The sequence below is a fragment of the Phenylobacterium aquaticum genome (assembly GCF_022695515.1).
Taxonomy (GTDB): domain Bacteria; phylum Pseudomonadota; class Alphaproteobacteria; order Caulobacterales; family Caulobacteraceae; genus Phenylobacterium; species Phenylobacterium aquaticum.
Window position 1 is genome coordinate 1 of sequence record NZ_JALDPT010000043.1, and the last position, 14644, is coordinate 14644.

The 14644-nt window shown below is 68.9% G+C and carries 15 protein-coding genes; 11 read left to right on the forward strand and 4 right to left on the reverse strand.

Going from position 1 to position 14644, the window contains the following annotated elements; all coding sequences use genetic code 11:
• The 10 genes from MQH10_RS26940 to MQH10_RS22800 form a co-directional block, all read left to right on the forward strand.
• On the forward strand, window positions 1-409 hold a 409-nt coding region (locus MQH10_RS26940), incomplete at its 5' end, for a serine hydrolase domain-containing protein (RefSeq protein WP_336605199.1).
• Window positions 409-1941: a serine hydrolase domain-containing protein gene (locus MQH10_RS22760; RefSeq protein WP_336605201.1), complete on the forward strand. Its 1533-nt coding sequence runs from the start codon at window positions 409-411 to the stop codon at window positions 1939-1941. The genes MQH10_RS26940 and MQH10_RS22760, both read left to right, overlap by 1 nt.
• A 321-nt stretch (window positions 1942-2262) precedes the next feature.
• Window positions 2263-3924, forward strand: coding sequence for a flagellar basal-body MS-ring/collar protein FliF (gene fliF, locus MQH10_RS22765; protein WP_242566275.1), 1662 nt, complete (start codon window positions 2263-2265; stop codon window positions 3922-3924).
• Between the two features lie 5 nt (window positions 3925-3929).
• Window positions 3930-4955, forward strand: a complete 1026-nt coding sequence (gene fliG, locus MQH10_RS22770; protein ID WP_242566276.1) for a flagellar motor switch protein FliG — start codon at window positions 3930-3932, stop codon at window positions 4953-4955.
• Window positions 4955-5599 (forward strand): FliH/SctL family protein, encoded by a 645-nt coding sequence (locus MQH10_RS22775; protein WP_242566277.1) that lies wholly within the window; start codon window positions 4955-4957, stop codon window positions 5597-5599. Before fliG ends, MQH10_RS22775 begins: the two co-directional genes overlap by 1 nt.
• A 12-nt stretch (window positions 5600-5611) precedes the next feature.
• Entirely contained in the window at window positions 5612-5947 is a 336-nt protein-coding gene (gene fliN / locus MQH10_RS22780; RefSeq protein WP_242566278.1) for a flagellar motor switch protein FliN, read from the forward strand.
• A gap of 29 nt (window positions 5948-5976) precedes the next feature.
• Window positions 5977-7344 (forward strand): sigma-54-dependent transcriptional regulator FlbD, encoded by a 1368-nt coding sequence (flbD, locus tag MQH10_RS22785; RefSeq protein ID WP_242566279.1) that lies wholly within the window; start codon window positions 5977-5979, stop codon window positions 7342-7344.
• Between the two features lie 76 nt (window positions 7345-7420).
• Window positions 7421-9448 carry a flagellar biosynthesis protein FlhA gene (gene flhA, locus MQH10_RS22790; RefSeq protein WP_242566305.1) on the forward strand — a complete coding sequence of 676 codons (2028 nt, stop codon included), beginning with the start codon at window positions 7421-7423 and terminating at the stop codon, window positions 9446-9448.
• Between the two features lie 106 nt (window positions 9449-9554).
• On the forward strand, window positions 9555-9950 hold the full coding sequence (locus MQH10_RS22795; protein WP_242566280.1) for a DUF4282 domain-containing protein: 396 nt from the start codon (window positions 9555-9557) through the stop codon (window positions 9948-9950).
• On the forward strand, window positions 9947-10381 hold the full coding sequence (locus MQH10_RS22800; RefSeq protein ID WP_242566281.1) for a GNAT family N-acetyltransferase: 435 nt from the start codon (window positions 9947-9949) through the stop codon (window positions 10379-10381). Before MQH10_RS22795 ends, MQH10_RS22800 begins: the two co-directional genes overlap by 4 nt.
• Window positions 10382-10532: 151 nt before the next feature.
• On the opposite strand, the gene MQH10_RS22805 is transcribed toward MQH10_RS22800, so the two are convergent.
• Window positions 10533-10829, reverse strand: a complete 297-nt coding sequence (locus tag MQH10_RS22805; protein WP_242566282.1) for an ArsR/SmtB family transcription factor — start codon at window positions 10827-10829, stop codon at window positions 10533-10535.
• Between the two features lie 67 nt (window positions 10830-10896).
• On the opposite strand from MQH10_RS22805, the gene MQH10_RS22810 reads away from it, so the two are divergent.
• Window positions 10897-11766, forward strand: coding sequence for a PhzF family phenazine biosynthesis protein (locus MQH10_RS22810; protein ID WP_242566283.1), 870 nt, complete (start codon window positions 10897-10899; stop codon window positions 11764-11766).
• Here the strand turns inward: MQH10_RS22810 and MQH10_RS22815 are convergent.
• The 3 genes from MQH10_RS22815 to fliI are packed head-to-tail and all read right to left on the reverse strand — an operon-like array spanning window position 11763 to window position 14579.
• Window positions 11763-12812 carry an endo-1,4-beta-xylanase gene (locus MQH10_RS22815; protein WP_242566284.1) on the reverse strand — a complete coding sequence of 350 codons (1050 nt, stop codon included), beginning with the start codon at window positions 12810-12812 and terminating at the stop codon, window positions 11763-11765. The genes MQH10_RS22810 and MQH10_RS22815 overlap by 4 nt on opposite strands.
• A complete protein-coding gene (locus tag MQH10_RS22820; protein WP_242566285.1) occupies window positions 12809-13222 on the reverse strand; it encodes a flagellar export protein FliJ in 414 nt (137 codons plus the stop codon). The genes MQH10_RS22815 and MQH10_RS22820 overlap by 4 nt, the downstream gene beginning before the upstream one ends.
• Before the next feature lie 19 nt (window positions 13223-13241).
• The gene (gene fliI, locus MQH10_RS22825; RefSeq protein WP_242566286.1) at window positions 13242-14579 is read right to left on the reverse strand and encodes a flagellar protein export ATPase FliI; all 1338 of its coding nucleotides are present in this window, start codon (window positions 14577-14579) and stop codon (window positions 13242-13244) included.
• Window positions 14580-14644: the final 65 nt, after the last annotated feature.

Here is a 14644-nt window from a genome sequence, read left to right on the forward strand (position 1 = left end):
CGCCGCCCTGACCACTGCGCCGGCCCTGCCGGCGACGGCCGCCGGCGCGCGCCTGGCGACCGTCGAGCCCCTGCCCCAGGCCGAGCTGGAGGCTTTCACCGACGGCCTGATCCGCGACGCCATGGACCGCGAGCACATCGCCGGCGTGACCGTGGCCGTCGTCCAGAACGGCCAGGTGGTGCTGAAGAAGGGCTATGGCGCGGCCAGCCTGTCGCCCCTTCGCCGGGTCGACCCCGACACCACCCTGTTCCGCATCGGCTCGATCTCGAAGACCTTCACCTGGATCGCCCTGATGAAGGAGGTCGAGGCCGGCCGCATCCGCATCGACGCGCCGATCAACCTCTATCTGCCCGAGATCCTGGCGGTGAAGGACCAGGGGTTCCGGGCCCGGTCCGGGTCATCAACCTGATGGATCATTCCGGCGGCTTCGAAGATCGGGCCATGGGCCAGCTGATCGAGAAGGATCCGAAGCGGGAACGGACGCTCGCGGAATATCTGATGAAGGAGCGCCCTCATCGGGTTCGCGCGCCCGGCGCCATCTCCAGCTATTCGAACTATGGCGCGGCCCTGGCCGGCGAGGCGGTCACCTATGTCACCGGGCGGCCCTATGAGCGGCTGATCGAGGACGAAATCCTCACCCCGCTCGCGCTCAATCACACCACGTTCCGCGAGGCGCGGCCGCGTGAGGCGGGGCTGGCCGGGCCGATGCCGGCGCCGATGGCCCGCGACCTGTCCCAGGGCTTCCGCTGGACCGCCGCCGGCTTCAAGGCGCGGCCTTACGAATATCTGGGCCATATCGCCCCGGCCGGGTCGGCCTCGTCCACCGCCGCCGACATGGCCCGCTACATGTCGATGCTGCTGAACAACGGCAGCCTGGACGGCGCCACCATCTATGGCCCCAAGGCGGCCCAGGCCTTCCGCACGCCGATCCGCCAGGTTCCGGCCGGGATCAACGGCTGGGCTCATGGCTTCATCCAGTACGCCCTGCCGGGCGGTCACGCCGGCTATGGCCACGACGGCGCCACCCTCAGCTTCGTCTCGCGCATGGTGGTCGCGCCGGACCTGAAGCTCGGGATCTTCATCTCGACCAACACCGAGACCGGGGCCGAACTGGTCCGCCGCTATCCGGACCGGCTGGTGCGGCAGTTCTACATGCCGCCGCAGATCTTCCCCCGCCCCGGGGACCCGGCCCTGGTGGCGCTGTCGAAGCGCTATGAGGGCCACTATCTGGGATCGCGCCGGGCCTATGGCGGACGGGAGGGCTTCATTGGCCTGCTGCGCTCCGGCGTCACCGTCGACGTCACCCCGGAAGGCCGCCTGCTGACCATCGACGCCGACGGCCCCCGCGCCTGGACGCCCGAAGGCGACCCGGCCAAGGGCCGCTTCATCTCCGCGACAGGTGACGAGCATATCGCCTTCCTGGGCGACGGACCGCGCGCCACCGCCTTCATGGGCGCGCTCGGCGAGCAGACCTTCGAGCGGGCGCATTTCTGGACCGAGGCGACGGTGATGGCCACCTTCGCGGGCCTGACGGGGCTGTGCGCGGCCGTCACCCTGGCCGGCATCTTCCTGCGCAACCGCCGGGAATTCCGCCAGACCTCGATCCAAGGCCTGATGAGCCTGATCCAGAACATCCAGGCCGCCCTGTGGCTGACCAGCCTGAGCCTGTTCGCCCTGTGGCTGTCCAAGACCGGCGACGCGGCCAATGTCATGTACGGCTGGCCGGGTCCCTCCCTGATGATCGGCGAGGCCTGCGCCATCGTCGCGGCGGTGCTCACGGTGATCACCGCGGTGTTCCTGCCCGCCGTCTGGCGGGGCGGTCGCCGGGTCGACAGCTGGACCCAATTGCGCAAGGCGGGCTTCACCCTGACGGTGGCGATCTATCTCAGCTACTCGGCCCTGCTCCTGGCCTGGGGCGCCTTCGAATTCTGGCGCGGGTGATTCGAAGCGGGCTTAAGCCCCCTAACGGCCGTTAAGACCTTAACGGCGTCGGCGCCGGCAAAGCTGTGGACAACCCCTGATGGGCGGGCGCCACGGGGCGCCCGCGCGCCCCTCGACCCATGGCTAAGCTGTTCAAACCATGCGGTTTCGCCAGGCTGAACGGGGGTCAACCCTAATGGCCGTGGTGCGACAGTCTGCGCCACTCAAAGTGTCGCCTTCACCCAAACCTTAAACGCGTCGTTTACCATGGACTGGGTAAATCCTGCCTAGCGGCGGGCGAGGTATGCCCGGTCCGCGTCACGGGAACAGGGGCGCCTCGCGTTGAACGGATTCGTCGCCGCTTTGCAGAGGTTCGGCATTGGCCGTCTGGCCGCCATCCTCGGGATCGGGGCCGGCGTGGCCGCCGCGCTGTTCGCCATGACCATGAATCTGGGTCAGCCCAAGTCCCTGCTCTATTCCAATCTCGACCTGAAGGAGGCCGGCACCATCACCGCCGCCCTCGACCAGGCCGGGGTGAAGTACGAGGTCAAGGGCGACGGCTCGACCATCCTGGTGGATCGCGACGTGGTCGCCTCCACCCGACTGATGCTGTCCAGCAAGGGCCTGCCGACTTCGGGGTCGGTGGGCTACGAGATCTTCGACCAGACCAATGCGCTCGGCCAGACCGACTTCGTCCAACAGCTGAACCGCCAGCGCGCGCTTGAAGGCGAACTGGCCCGCACCATCCAGAGCCTGGACGGCGTCACCTCGGCGCGGGTCCACCTGGTCCTGCCCAAACGCGAGCTGTTCGAGGAAGAAGCCCAGCAGCCCTCCGCCTCGGTGAGCATCGGGGTGGGCGGGCGCGAGCCCGGCCCCGACCAGGTGCGCGCCATCCAGAACCTGGTGGCCGGCGCGGTGCCCAACATGAAGCCCGACCGCGTCACCGTGGTCGACCAGCACGCCAAGACCCTGTCCGGCGGCGAGGCCGGCGACGCCCTGGAGGCCGACGGCCGCAAGAGCCAGGTCGAGGCCCGCATCGCCAAGTCGGTGAAGACCATGATCGAGGGCCTGGTGGGCGCCGGCAAGACGCGGGTCAATGTCACGGCCGATCTCGACCTGTCGCGGGTGAGCACCCAGCAGGAGACCTTCGACCCGGACGGCCAGGTCATCCGCTCGGAATCCACCACCGAGGAGAACGCCAAGGAGAACCAGCCGGACTCCACCAGCGGGACCAGCGCCTCGGCCAACATCCCGGGCGGCCCGGCCGGCTCCAGCGCCAACAATTCGTCGGCCAGCGGCAAGACCGAGTCGACCACCAATTACGAGATCTCCAAGACGGTCCGCACCGAGACCACCGAGCCGGGCAAGGTGAAGCGCATCTCGGTGGCCGTGGCGGTCGACGGCGTCACCGCCATCGGCAAGGACGGCAAGCCCGGCGCCTACGCCCCCCGGACGCCCGAGGAGATGCAGCGCATCGAGCAACTGGTGAAGACCGCCGTCGGCTTCGACCAGACCCGCGGCGACCAGGTGACCGTGGTCAATGTGAAGTTCCCCAACGAGGCCGATCCGGAGGGCGTGACCACCACCAGCCCGCTGATGGGCTTCGACAAGAACGACATCATGCGCGCCGCCGAACTGGGCGTGCTGGCCATCGTCGCCATCCTGATGATGCTGTTCATCGTCCGCCCGCTGCTGCGCGGCGCGGCCGGCGGCGGCGCGGCGGGCGGCAGCCTGCCCGCCCTGACCATGGCCGCCGCGCCCGGCATGACCCGCATCGTCACCTCGCCGGACGGCCAGCCGATGCAGATCCAGGTCGATCCCTCGACCGGCCAGCCGCTCGCCCTGCCCGGCCCCGGCGGCGCGGACATGGACTCGCGCATCGACATCGCCCGCATCGAAGGCCAGGTGAAGGCCTCGTCCGTGAAGCGCGTGGCCGAGTTCGTCGACAAGCACCCAGAGGAGTCGGTGTCGCTCCTGCGCACCTGGCTCCATGAGACGACCTGACGAACATGGCCGTCAAAGGGAAAGCCATTACCGATCCGTCGCGGCTCACCGGACCTGAAAAGGCCGCGGTGATCCTGCTGTCGCTCGGCGAAGAGCACACCGTGATCTGGCAGCAGCTGGACGAGGAGGAGATCAAGGAGATCTCCCAGGCCATGGCCGGGCTGGGCAATGTCTCGTCCTCGGTGGTCGAACAGCTGCTGGTCGACTTTATCTCGGGCATGTCGGGCGCGGGCTCGATCATGGGCTCCTTCGAACAGACCCAGCGCCTGCTGGCCTCGTTCCTGCCGGCCGACAAGGTCGACAACCTGATGGAGGAGATCCGCGGTCCGGCGGGTCGGACCATGTGGGACAAGCTCGGCAACGTGAACGAGGCCGTGCTCGCCAACTATCTGAAGAACGAATACCCCCAGACCGTCGCCGTCGTGCTGTCCAAGGTGAAGTCCGACCACGCCGCCCGGGTGCTGTCGGCCCTGCCCGAGGACTTCGCGCTGGAATGCGTGACCCGCATGCTGCGCATGGAGCCGGTGCAGCGCGAGATCCTCGACAAGATCGAGCAGACCCTGCGGACCGAATTCATGTCGAACCTGGCGCGCACGTCGAAGCGCGACAGCCACGAGATGATGGCCGACATCTTCAACGCCTTCGACCGCCAGACCGAGGCGCGCTTCATCGCCGCCCTGGAAGAGCGCAACCGCGAGAGCGCCGAGCGCATCCGGGCCCTGATGTTCGTGTTCGAGGACCTGTCCAAGCTCGATCCCGGCGGGGTCCAGACCCTGCTGCGCGCCGTGGAGAAGACCCAGCTGGGCCTGGCGCTCAAGGGCGCCTCGGATTCCTTGCGCGAAATGTTCTTCTCCAACATGTCCGAGCGCGCGTCGAAGATCATGCGCGAGGACATGGAGAACATGGGCCCCGTGCGCCTGCGCGACGTCGACCAGGCCCAGATGGCCATGGTGCAGGTCGCCAAGGACCTCGCCGCCAAGGGCGAGATCATGCTGGCCGGCAACGGCACCGAAGATGAGCTGATCTACTGATGTCAGAACCAGCTCACGAGAAATTCGGGTTCGACACCGTCTTCGACAACGCCGGAGACGTGGCCTTCGCCCAGCCGCGCCCCAAGCGCCTGTTCCCGGCCGAGGAGGTCGAGGCGGTCCGCGCCCAGGCCCTGGCCGAGGGCGAGCGCAAGGCCATGGCCTCGATCGCCGCCCAGCAGGCCCAGGCGCTGGCCTCCATCGCCGACTCCGCCCGCCTGGCTTTGTCGAAGCTGGCCGAGGTGGCCCACGACCATCGCCAGGGCTCGGCGGAGCTGGCGCTGGCCTGCGCCAAGGCGATCGCCGACGCCTCGCTGGAGCTGTTCCCCCAGGCCGTGATCCGCCAGGCGCTGGAATCGCTGGCCCGCGAGATCGAGGCCGCCCCCCGGCTGATGGTCTCGACCCGGCCGGAGCTGGTCGAGCCCCTGACCGAGGCGCTCAACCAGACCGCCGACCTGATCGGCTATTCCGGCCAGATCCAGGTGCGCGCCAATCCGGGCCTGCCGCCGGCGGCCTTCACTCTCGATTTCGGCGACGGATCAGCCAGCTACGATCCGCAGGCCGCCACTCAACGCGTGACCGCGGCTCTGGACGCGGCCCTAGCAGCCGAAGGGCTGCACGCCGAACCCCTCATTCCCGGAGTTTAAGGCGTAAATCCCATGTCCGAGAACGAACTGAAACTTGACGAATTCGGCCCCGGCGACGGCCTGTCCATGGATATCGGCGAGGGCGAGGAAAAGACCGCCACCGACCTGGCGCCGGTCTTCGACGTCCCGGTCTCGATCTCCGCGGTGCTGGGCCGGGCCCAGCTGTCGGTCGCCCAGCTGCTGCAGCTGAATTCCGGCAGCGTGCTGGAGCTGGACCGCAAGGTCGGCGAGGCCATCGACATCTATGTGAACAACCGCCTGGTGGCGCGCGGCGAGGTCGTCATCGTCGACGAGCGCCTGGGCGTGACCATGACTGAAATCATCAAGGACGGCGACGGTCAGGCCTGAGGGCCTGAGCGGGTATAGGAGATTCCACCATGCGACTTCTGGTCGTCGGAAGACTGAACGGACAACTCGCCCTCGCCGTGAAGATGGCCATGGCGGCGGGCGCCAAGGTGAGCCACGTCGAGACCATCGCCGCGGCGACCCACGCCCTGCGGGCCGGCCAGGGGGCCGACCTCCTGCTGGTCGACTATGACCTCGACATCGCCGCCCTGATCGCGGCCAACGAGGCCGAGCGGATCCGGGCGCCGGTGGTGGCCTGCGGTGTCGCCGCCGACCCGCAGCGGGCGGCCGACGCCATCCGCGCCGGGGCCAAGGAGTTCATCCCTCTGCCCCCCGAGGCCGAGCTGATCGCCGCGGTGCTGGCGGCGGTGGCCGACGACAACAAGCCGATGGTCGTGCGCGACATCGCCATGCAGCAGGTGCTGCAGCTGGCCGACCAGGTGGCGGGCTCCGACGCCTCGATCCTGATCACCGGCGAGAGCGGCTCCGGCAAGGAGGTCGTCGCCCGCTACGTCCACCAGAAGTCCCGCCGGGCCAGCAAGCCGTTCATCTCGGTGAACTGCGCGGCCATCCCCGAGAACCTGCTGGAGAGCGAACTGTTCGGCCACGAGAAGGGCGCCTTCACCGGCGCCGTGGCCCGGCGGATCGGCAAGTTCGAGGAGGCCAACGGCGGCACCCTGCTGCTCGACGAAATCTCGGAAATGGACGTGCGCCTGCAGGCCAAGCTGCTGCGCGCCATCCAGGAGCGGGAGATCGACCGGGTCGGCGGCACCAAGCCGGTCAAGGTCGACATTCGCATCCTCGCCACCTCCAACCGCGACCTGACCCAGGCGGTGAAGGACCAGACCTTCCGCGAGGACCTGCTCTATCGCCTGAACGTCGTGAACCTGCGCCTGCCGCCCCTGCGCGAGCGGCCCGGCGACGTGGTCGCGCTCGCCGAGTTCTTCGTGAAGAAGTACGCCGCCGCCAATGGCGTGCCGGAACGGCCCCTGTCGGCGGAATCCAAGCGCCGCCTCGCCGGCCACCGCTGGCCGGGCAACGTCCGTGAGCTCGAGAACGCCATGCACCGCGCGGTGCTGCTCTCGGTCGGGCCCGAGATCGAGGAGACGGCCATCCGCCTGCCGGACGGCCAGCCCCTGTCCTCGCCCGACGCCGGCAGCCGCGCCGCCATGGCCGCCGCCGACGCCGCCGAGGCCGTGACCCGCGCCTTTGTCGGCCAGACCGTCGCGGCCATGGAGCAGCAGCTGATCCTCGACACCCTGGAGCACTGCCTGGGCAACCGGACCCATGCCGCCAACATCCTGGGCATCTCGATCCGCACCCTGCGCAACAAGCTGAAGGAGTACGGCGAGGCCGGCGTCAGCGTCCCCGCCCCGCAAATGGGCGCCAACGCCGCGTAGGATCTGAGTCCCCCCAGTGACCGATTACGTCCTGAACCATAGCCGTCCCGGCCCGCGCGAGGTCCTGCATTGGGTGATGCGGGGCGAGGTGGCGCTGGCGCTCGGCGTTGTGGGCGTCATCGTCCTCTTGATCCTGCCGGTTCCGGCCTTCCTGCTGGACACGCTTCTGTCGCTGTCGATCACCAGCGCGGTCCTGATCCTGATGACCTCGCTGCTGATCCGGCGGCCGCTGGAGTTCACGGCCTTTCCGACCGTGCTGCTGGTCACCACCCTCTACCGTCTGGCGCTCAACATCGCCTCGACCCGGCTGATCCTGGGCCACGGCCACGAGGGTGCGCACGGCGCCGGCAAGGTGATCGAGAGCTTCGGGCGACTGATGACCGGCGGCAATTTCGCCATCGGCCTGATCGTCTTCGCCATCCTCGTCCTGGTGAACTTCATCGTCATCACCAAGGGTTCCAGCCGGATCGCGGAAGTGGCGGCCCGCTTCACCCTGGACTCCATGCCCGGCAAGCAGATGGCCATCGACGCCGACCTGTCGGCCGGCCTGATCGACGAGGCCACCGCCAAGCTGCGCCGCAAGGAGTTGGAGCAGGAATCGACCTTCTTCGGGGCCATGGACGGCGCCTCGAAGTTCGTGCGCGGCGACGCCGTGGCCGGCCTGGTCATCACCGCCATCAATGTCATCGGCGGCATGCTGATCGGGGTGATCCAGCACCATGTGCCGATCGGCCAGGCGGCCGCGACCTACACCGTCATGACCATCGGCGACGGCCTGGTCACCCAGATCCCCGCCCTGATCATCTCCATCGCCGCCGGCTTCCTGGTGTCGAAGTCCGGGGTCGAGGGCTCGGCCGACAAGGCCCTGGTCACCCAGCTGGCCATGAACCCGATCAGCCTGGGCATGGTCTCGGCCGCCGCGGGCGTGCTCGCCCTGATCCCCGGCATGCCGATCATTCCCATGGTCGGCATCTCGCTCGGCACCGGCCTGCTCGCCTATCGGCGCGGCATGAAGGCCAATGAACCCGCCCCCGTCGCCGCGGCGCCCGAGGCGCCGACCGAGCAGGAAGACGAGCCGATCAGCCAGACGCTGGCCATCGATGAGATCAAGATCGAGCTGGGCTATGGCCTGCTGCCCCTGATCAACGACCTGGAAGGCCGCCGCCTGACCGACCAGATCAAGGCGCTGCGCAAGACGCTGGCCGCCGACTACGGCTTCGTCATGCCGGCCGTGCGCATCCTCGACAACATGCGGCTCGACAGCCAGGGCTACATGATCCGCATCAAGGAGATGGAGGCCGGCGCGGGCTCCGTCCGCCTGGGCTCGCTGATGGCCATGGATCCGCGCGGCGGCCAGGTCGAGCTGCCCGGCGAACATGTCCGCGAACCGGCCTTCGGCCTGCCCGCCACCTGGATCGACGACGGCCTGCGGGAAGAGGCCACCTTCCGCGGCTACACCATCGTCGATCCGGCCACGGTGCTGACCACCCACCTGACCGAGATCCTCAAGGAGAACATGCCGGACCTGCTCTCCTATGCGGAGGTGCAGAAACTGCTCAAGGACCTGGCCCCCGACCAGAAGAAGCTGGTGGACGACCTGGTCCCCTCGGTCGTCTCGACGGCCACCATCCAGCGGGTGCTGCAGGCCTTGCTGCGCGAGCGGGTCTCGATCCGCGACCTGCCCTCGATCCTGGAAGGCATCGGCGAGTCCGCGCCGCACACCTCGTCGATCACCCTGCTGGTCGAGCAGGTCCGCGGCCGCCTGGCCCGCCAGCTGTCCTTCGCCCACCGCGGCGACGACGGCGCCCTGCCGATCATCACCATGTCCGCCGACTGGGAGAACGCCTTCGCCGACGCCCTGATCGGCCAGGGCGACGACAAGCAGCTGGCGCTCGCCCCCTCCCGCCTGCAGGACTTCATCCGCAGCGTCCGCGACTCCTTCGAGCGCGCCGCGCTAGCCGGCGATTCCCCGGTCCTGCTGACCAGCCCGCAGATCCGACCCTATGTCCGCTCGATCATCGAGCGCTTCCGCGGACAGACCCCGGTGATGAGCCAGAACGAGGTGCATCCCAAGGCGCGGCTGAAGACGGTCGGCACCATCTAACCGCAAGGGTCCACGCAGGTCCGTTTACGACGTTGCAGCGGCGCGTGGCGGCTGGTAGCGGTTGGCCGCAAGGGTCTCGCCACGAGTCCCGGGCGTTGGACATCGCATGCGGCCTTCTAAACCCCCTCCCGTTCGGCGCGGCACAGGTTCAGGCCTGTTCTGGGACCTGCTGACCTTCGAACACCTGATGACCAACCAGGTCATCCACCTGATCTATTGGGCCGGCCTGGGCGTCATCGCCCTGATCGCCTTCGGCTTCGTCGGCACCGCCGTGGGCGTGGCCTGGCGCGAAGGCCAGTTCATGGGAATCCTGCTGGCGGTCGGCGTGCTGATGGGCGGCTTCCTGGTGGTCGGCGCGCTCATCCTCCTGTGGCGCAGCTTCTGCGAGCTCTATGTCGCCCTGTTCCGCCTGAGCGACGACCTGCACGCCATCCGCCAGGCGACCGACGCCGAATATTCCGCGCGGCCTGTCGCCCCGCCCCCGGCGCCGCGCGCCAAGTGAGCCCACGGCCGCCGGTCCTGGAACGGACCTCGACGCCGACGGACGACGACTACGCTAGCATCGGCAGGGCGCTGATCGCCTTCAACGAAGCGGCGGTTGGCGACGCCACGCCTCGCCCCTTCGCCGTGCTGGTCCGCGATCCCGACAGCGGCGAGGTGATCGGCGGGCTGTGGGGCAAGTCGGTCTGGGGCTCGTTCTTCGTCGACACCCTGGCCCTGCCCGAGGCCGTGCGCGGCCTGGGTCTGGGCAAGACCCTGATGGCCGACGCCGAGGCCGAGGCCCGCGCCCGGGGTTGCCACAACATCTGGCTCGACACCTTCGCCTTCCAGGCCCGGCCCTTCTACGAGCGCCTGGGCTTCCGCCTGTTCGGCCAGATCGACGGCCCCGCCCCGATCTTCCCGCGTTTCTTCATGGTCAAGGACCTGGGGTGAGCAATCAATTCCCTCGCCCCCTTTGGGGGAGAGGGTTGGGTGAGGGGCCTCACGATATACGCGCTTCACCCTCGTCGACGAAAAGCCCCTTCGCTTTGCTACGGGCCCCTCACCCTGCCCTCTCCCCGCGACGCGGGGCGAGGGTTCAGAGCTAGAGCTCCCGCGTGATCTGGGCTTTCAGCTCGGCCAGCGCCGCCTCGTTGCGGCGGTAGAAGGTCCACTGCTTGATGCGTTTGGGCGTCACCAGCCCGGCCTCGGTGAGGATGCGCATGTGCTCCGACAGGGTCGGCGCGCTGACCCCCAGCTTGTCGGCGATGAAGACGCCGCACACCCCGTCCTCGACCAGGTCCCCGTCGGTCTGGGGCGGGAAGTGGGCGCGGGGATCCTTCAGCCACTCCAGGATCTGCAGCCGCTTGTCATTGGCCAGGGCGTGAAAGGCGTCTCGCATTTAGGGACTTTGCCAATCGACGAACTTATGTCAAGTCTGCCGGCCTCATCGCTTCCGGGAGCGCGCCATGCGGACCTATGCCTTCGTCACCGTCGACGTCTTCACCGACACCCGCTTCGGCGGCAATCCGCTCGCCGTGTTCCCCGACGCCCGTGGCATGAGCGACGACGAGATGCAGGCGCTGGCGGCCGAGTTCAATCTGTCTGAGACCACCTTCGTCCTGCCGCCGGAGGACCCGGCCAACACCGCCCGCGTGCGGATCTTCAACCGTTCGGCCGAGATGCCGTTCGCCGGACATCCCAATGTCGGCACCGGCTGGGTGCTGGCCCAGGCCGGTCGGGCCAAGGACGGGGTGCTGGTGTTCGAGGAGATCGCCGGGCTGGTTGAGATCAAGGTCGAAGGCGCGGGCGCCAATATCGCCGCGCCCCAGGCCCTGTCGACCGGCGCCCGCTTCACGCCGGAGCAGATCGCCGCCTGCGCGGGGATCGACGCGGCCGACGTGATCACCACCGCCCATGGTCCTATCCAGGCCTCGGTGGGGGTCGACTTCGTGTTCGCCGAGGTGACGCCGGAAGCCCTGACCCGCGCCCAGCCGGATGCGGCGGCCTTCCGCCAGGTGGCCGACACCACGGAGGGCTTCTCGATGCGCCTCTCGCTGCACCTTTACGCCAAGGTCGGCGACCATATCCGGGCGCGGATGTTCTCGCCCCTGACCGGCACGGTGGAAGATCCGGCCACCGGCAGCGCCAACGCCACCCTGGGCGCCCTGCTCCTGTCCCTGACCGACGCCGACAGGGGCGCCTATGAGATCGTCCAGGGCGTCGAGATGGGCCGGCCCAGCAGGCTGTCCGTCACGGCCCGCCGCGCCGCGGACGGCGTCCGCGCGACGGTCGGCGGCGGCTGCGTGCCGGTGCTGAAGGGCGAGGTCACCCTCTAGCGCAGCCCTCGCTCCCAGGCCGCCGCGCAGGCCTTGGGGCGGCCCTGGTCGTCGAACATCAGGGGGGTGTCGGTGGGATCCTCGTGCTTCAGCCACGAGTCCTTGTCGCGCAGGCCCCAGTGGGTGAAGGCGAAGCGCTGGCGGGCGGGCAATTGCGAGAAGGCCTCGGCGGCCTCGGCATAGACCCGGGCCTGACCGGCTTCCAGCTCCGCCCGGGACTTGAACAGCCCCCTGGCGCGGGCCGGCGAAACGTCCATCTCCGAGATGTGGATCGGCAGGCCGAGGCTGGCGATGTCGGCGAGCGCCGCCTTGATCGCGCCGGGGGGCAGCTCGGGCCCGCAGTGGGTCTGAGTGCCGAGGCCGGTCAGGGGCGCGCCGGCCTTCAGAAGGGCCTCGGCCAGGCGGAGGAATTCGGCCCGCTTCTTGGGCTTCAGCTCCAGATAGAAGTCGTTGAGGAACAGCACCGCATCGGGGTCGGCCTCGCGGGCGTGGTGGAAAGCGAGCGTCATGTGCTCGAGCTTGCCGAGCTTCTGGCTCCAGAGGCTGTCGCGCCAGCCGTCGCCCTCGTCGGCCACGGCCTCATTGACCACGTCCCAGCCCACGACCTGGCCGCGATAGCGCCCGACGACGGTGGTGATGTAGTTGCGATAGGCGGTGGCGAAGGGGGTCTTGGCTTCGTCGAGGTTCAGGAACCCCTTGGGCTTCTGGATGTACCAGACGAGCGTATGGCCGAAGAGCCGGATGCCCTTGGCCTTGGCGAAGGCGGCGATCTTGTCCGGCGCGTCGAAGCGGAATGCCCCATCGTCGCCGACGATGTATTCCATCTTCATCTCCCACTCCGGCGTCACCTGGGAGACCTGGGCCTCGACCAGGGCGGCGTAGGCGGGGTCGGCGAGGAAATCGGAGCGCACGCAGGTTCCGACCGGGAACTGGGCGACGTCCTTCAGAGGCGGCAGATGGCTGGGGGCGGTGAGCGACAGCTCGCGGTGATCGCAGGCCGATAGCGCCAGGCCGGCCCCCAGGACGGCGCGGCGGGACAGGGTCATCGGCCGGCGGCGGCCCGACGCAGGCCGAGCTCGTCCATGGCGGCGATCTCCATGCGGGCGACGACCTTGTCACGGGCGATCCGCATATTGTCGGCCACCTGCTCGTACTTCTTCTGCTCCTCGAAGGCCTGGGCCAGGGCGTCGCGGGCGCCGGCCTCCTCCATCATGATCTGCTCGGCCTCGTACTGCAGGGCGGCGCGGCGGATGCGGACCCCTTCCAGGAAGCCCACCTGATACCAGCCGTTCTGGGCGTCCTCGCGGGCGCGCTGGGCCTCATGCTCGGCCTCGGCCTCCAGCATGGCGATGCGCATGTCCACGGCCTGGCGGCGGTCGGCGATCTCGGCCAGGCGCTTCTGCAGCACCTCGACCTCATAGCCTGAGAGTTTGATCAGACTGTCGGCCCAGCTCATGTCCCGTTCCCCCTCATGATCAGGCGGCCTCGCCCATCAGAACCCGCGCCAGACGCTCGAAGCTGTCGTCCAGGGAGGTGGCCTCGTCCTTGTCCTGGCGCAGGAATTCCTCCAGCGCCGGATTGAGCTGGATCGCCCGGTCGACCAGGGGATCGGCCCCGGCGCGATAGGCGCCGATGCGGATCAGCTCTTCCATATTGGCGTAGGCCGACAGGGTCTGGCGGGCCATTTTCACGACCTCGCGCTCTTCCGGCAGCTGACAGCCCGGCATGGTCCGGCTGATCGACTTCAGCACATTGATCGCCGGGAAGCGGCCGCGCTCGGCGATGGCCCGCTCCATGACGATGTGGCCGTCGAGAATCCCGCGCACGGCGTCGGCGATCGGCTCGTTATGGTCGTCGCCGTCGACCAGCACGGTGAAGATGCCGGTGATGGGCCCGGCCGTGGTGCCGTCCGGCCGGATCGGTCCGGGACCGGCCCGCTCCAGGAGCTTGGGCAGCTCGGTGAAGACGGTGGGGGTGTAGCCCTTGGTGGTCGGCGGCTCGCCGGCGGCCAGGCCGATCTCGCGCTGGGCCATGGCGAAGCGGGTGACCGAGTCCATCATGCACAGGACTTCCATGTCCTGGTCGCGGAGGAATTCGGCCAGCGCGAGCGTCATATAGGCGGCCTGGCGGCGCTTGAGCGCCGGCTCGTCGGAGGTGGCGACCACGACGATGGCGCGGCGCAAACCCTCCTCGCCCAGGGTCTCCTCGATGAATTCGCGGACCTCGCGGCCCCGTTCGCCGATCAGCCCGACCACGACGGCGTCGCAATCGGCCTGCTTGGCCAGCATGGACAGAAGCACCGACTTGCCGACGCCGGAGCCGGCGAAGACGCCGAGGCGCTGGCCGCGGCAACAGGTGGTGAAGACGTTCATCGACCGGACGCCGAGGTCGAGGCGCTCGCCCACCCGGCCACGGGCGTGGGCGGCCGGCGGCGAGGCGCGCAGGGGATAGACCGCCTGGCCTTGAGGCAGGGGGCCCAGGCCGTCGATAGGATTACCGAAGGAGTCCACGATGCGGCCCAGCCAGGCCTTGGTCGGCCGCACGACCGAGCCTTCCGGCTCGATGCGGATCTCCGCGCCGGGGGCGACGCCCTCGACGGGACCGAAGGGCATCAAGAGGGCGCGGGTCTCGCGGAACCCCACCACCTCGGCCGGCAGGGGCACATCTGCGCGGCGGACAATGCCCACGCGTGCGCCGACCGACAGCCGGGTCAGGCCGCCCCGGGCCTCGATCAGCAGGCCGTTCACGGCCGCGACGCGGCCGGACACGGTCAGCGGATCGATGCGCTCGACGGCGGAGACGAGATTACGCAAATTCGGGCCTCAAACTTGAGGCCGAAGAATCCGCCGCGCCGCGTTAACTGGTCGTGAACGTCGTG